Annotated in this window: 2 protein-coding genes; both read right to left on the bottom strand. The window is 65.0% G+C overall.

Translation table 11 applies throughout. From position 1 onward, the window contains the following. Positions 1–28 precede the first annotated feature (28 nt). Positions 29–847, bottom strand: coding sequence for an IS3 family transposase (locus tag EV148_RS18240; protein ID WP_158287541.1), 819 nt, complete (start codon positions 845–847; stop codon positions 29–31). Continuing rightward, positions 847–1,152, bottom strand: a 306-nt coding sequence (locus tag EV148_RS18245; RefSeq protein ID WP_241988150.1) for a DUF1153 domain-containing protein, incomplete at its 5' end; no start/stop codon positions are given. The genes EV148_RS18245 and EV148_RS18240, both read right to left, overlap by 1 nt.

Below are 1,152 nucleotides of genomic sequence, written 5' to 3' on the forward strand. Positions count from 1 at the left end.
TGTAATGACCCAGCGGTTTCTGCTCAGGTCACGCCGCTAATTTGAACGCCTCGTCCGGCGTCTTCATTCCCAATGCCTGGTGCGGGCGTCGGCTGTTGTAGAACGCGATCCAATCGCCGATCACGCGCATCGCATGCTGCTGGCTCTCGAAGCGGTGACGATGCACGCACTGCTCCTTGATCGTCCGGATCACGCGCTCAACGAGGCCGTTCTGCTGCGGGCAGTGCGGCGTGATGAACTCCTGCTCCAGGCCGTAGCTGCGTACAAGGCGCGTGTAGTGCCGGCTCGTGAACACCAGGCCGTTGTCCGAGCGCAGCAGGAACGGTGTGCGCACGCGGCCGAGCGTGCCGTAGCGGGCGATCAACGCCTGCTCCAACGCGGCACCGGCCGTCGTTGCCTTCCCCGTTCTGGCCAGGTGCCAGCCAAGCAATTGGCGGGTGTAGCAGTCGATGACCAAGGCCAGCACCAGCCATCCATCGCGGCCGCCCCAGACGCGGCACAGGTCCGTCGCCCAGCGCTCGTCCGGGCGCTGCGTCGCCGAGCTCTTCGCCTCCACCCGCGGCCGACTACCGATGGCCCGCTTCACGACCTGCCAGCCCTTGATCTGGAAGATCCGCTGCACCGTGTTCTTGTTCATGCCGAGCAGCCCGGCCACCGTGCGGTAGCCGAACGACGGATTGGCCTCGATCATCGCCTTGATCGGCTCTGCCAGCTCCGCCTTCACCTTCGGCGGCGACTTCCTCGGGCGGTAGTACTGCGAGCGCCGCGCCACGCCGAACCACCGGCACAGCTTCACCATCGACACCGCAATCCCGTCTGCCTTCAGTCCCTGCTGGATCGTGACCATCAGGTCTCGTCCTTGCCCAACAGGGACGCCAATTTTTTTCGCGCGCGAAGCTCCAGCATCGCCTCGCCATACGCTTCTTGCAGCTCCTTCAGCTGCCGCTCGTACTGCTCGCGCACGTCCTCAGGCTTCGCCCGCAGCGCGTTCTCCAAGCCGCGCTTGCCCTCCTCGACCCACGTTTCGATCTCCGAGGGTGTGATGTCGAAGGCCCGACTCGCCTCCGCCACCGTCGTCTTGCCCTGGATGATCTCCAGCACCAGCGCCGACTTCCGACGCGCTGTCCAACGCTTGATCTCTTCTTCCATCAC

Origin of the sequence: Dokdonella fugitiva, from assembly GCF_004342425.1 — a bacterium.
In the GTDB taxonomy this organism is placed as follows: domain Bacteria; phylum Pseudomonadota; class Gammaproteobacteria; order Xanthomonadales; family Rhodanobacteraceae; genus Dokdonella_A; species Dokdonella_A fugitiva.

Coding starts and splice junctions, on each gene's coding strand:
- EV148_RS18240 (WP_158287541.1), bottom strand. CDS start 847: ATGGTCACGATCCAGCAGGGACTGAAGGCAGACGGGATTGCGGTGTCG.